2 protein-coding genes are annotated in these 1,589 nt (G+C 76.8%); one reads left to right on the forward strand and one right to left on the reverse strand.

Annotated features, from left to right (window positions below; genetic code table 11):
* Positions 1 to 74 precede the first annotated feature (74 nt).
* A complete protein-coding gene (gene murQ, locus ACIQOV_RS40785) occupies positions 75 to 980 on the forward strand; it encodes an N-acetylmuramic acid 6-phosphate etherase (RefSeq protein ID WP_401056108.1) in 906 nt (301 codons plus the stop codon).
* 65 nt (positions 981 to 1,045) lie between these two features.
* Here the strand turns inward: murQ and ACIQOV_RS40790 are convergent, their stop codons facing one another.
* Positions 1,046 to 1,558, reverse strand: coding sequence for an isochorismatase family protein (locus ACIQOV_RS40790; RefSeq protein WP_401056109.1), 513 nt, complete (start codon positions 1,556 to 1,558; stop codon positions 1,046 to 1,048).
* Between the last annotated feature and the right edge of the window lie 31 nt (positions 1,559 to 1,589).

The raw sequence follows: 1,589 nt of genomic DNA on the forward strand, positions 1-1,589 counted from the left end.
GCCGGAGGCTGGGGGCGAATCGTCGACGGGTGCGCGCGGGCGCAGGCCCCTGCCGGGCGGAGCGGGGCGGGCGCATGAGCCGGGACGCCGTACCCGCGACCGAGACCGTCCGCCCCGACTGGGCCGCGATCGACCGACTGCCCACCGTCGAGCTGCTCCGCCTGATGAACGCCGAGGACCGCACGGTTCCGGCCGCCGTCGCCGGGAAGTTGGAGCGGATCGCCGCCGTGGTCGACGCCGTGGCCGCCCGGATGGCGCGTGGTGGCCGGCTGGTCTACGCCGGCGCGGGGACGGCCGGGCGGCTCGGTGTGCTGGACGCCGTCGAGTGCCCGCCGACCTTCGGCACCGATCCGGCGCTGGTCGTCGGTCTGATCGCGGGCGGGCGCTCGGCCGTCACCGCGGCGGCCGAGGGCGCCGAGGACCGCACCGACCTCGCCGAGGCCGACGTGGCCGCGCTCGCCCTCACTCCCGCCGACACCCTGGTGGGCGTCTCCGCGTCCGGCCGGACGCCCTATCCGCTGGCCGCCGTCCGTGCGGCGCGGGCGGCCGGGGCGCTGACCGTCGGGTTGGCGTGCAACCGCGGCTCGGCGCTCGCGGCCGCGGCCGAGCTGGGCATCGAGGTGGAGGTCGGCCCGGAGGTGCTGGCCGGATCGACCCGGCTCAAGGCGGGCACGGCGCAGAAGCTGGTGCTCAATCTGCTCTCCACGGCCGTGATGGTCCGGCTCGGCCGGACGTACGGCAATCTGATGGTCGACCTCCGCGCCACCAACGACAAGCTGCGCGACCGTGCCCGACGGATCGTCGCCGAGGCGACCGGCGCCGACGAGGCCGCGGTCGACCGTGCCCTGACCGCGACCGGCGGCCGGGCCAAGGACGCGATCCTGTCCCTGCTCGCGGACGTGGACGCGTCCACCGCCGCCCGCCTGCTCACGGCCTCGGACGGACGGCTGCGCGAAGCCCTCCGCCTCGCCCGGCCGTAGCGGCCCGCCGCGTCGCCCGGCCGTAGCGGCCCGCCACCGCACCGGCGGCAACCCGCCCCGCCGGCTCACCCCAGCCGCACGTCCGCGGCCGCGACGACCTCGCCGAGGCGTGGGAAGTCCAGCTCCACCGACGCCCGGTGCTCCTCCGCCGTGAGCGCGGCCATCGCGTCCTCGACGAACACCAGCCGGTACCCGTGGTCGCCGGCGGCCCGGGCACTCGACTCCACGCCGAGGTTGGTCGCGATCCCGGCGAACACCACGGTCTCCACGCCCCGCGCCCGGAGCAGCTCGTCCAGGCCGGTGCCCTGGAAGGCGCCGATGGTGCGCTTCACCACGACCTCGTCGGCCGCCGCCGCGACCTCCGCGGGCAGCCCGCTCCCGGGCGGCTGCTCGGTCACGTTCGGCCGCTCGACCCGTACCGCGATCACGGGCGCGCCCGCCGCCCGGAACTTCCGGGCCAGCTCCAGCGAGGCCTTCAGCACCTCCGAACCGGTGCGCGGCGCGAGCGGGTTGGCGACGATCCGGTCCATCAGGTCGATCAGGACCAGGGCCGTGCTGCGGGGGTCAAGGGTGGTCATGGGGTCACGCCGGTCCATCGGACGAGTGGCC

The organism is Kitasatospora sp. NPDC091257 (assembly GCF_044757675.1).
GTDB classification, from domain to species: Bacteria; Actinomycetota; Actinomycetes; order Streptomycetales; family Streptomycetaceae; genus Kitasatospora; species Kitasatospora lactacystinica.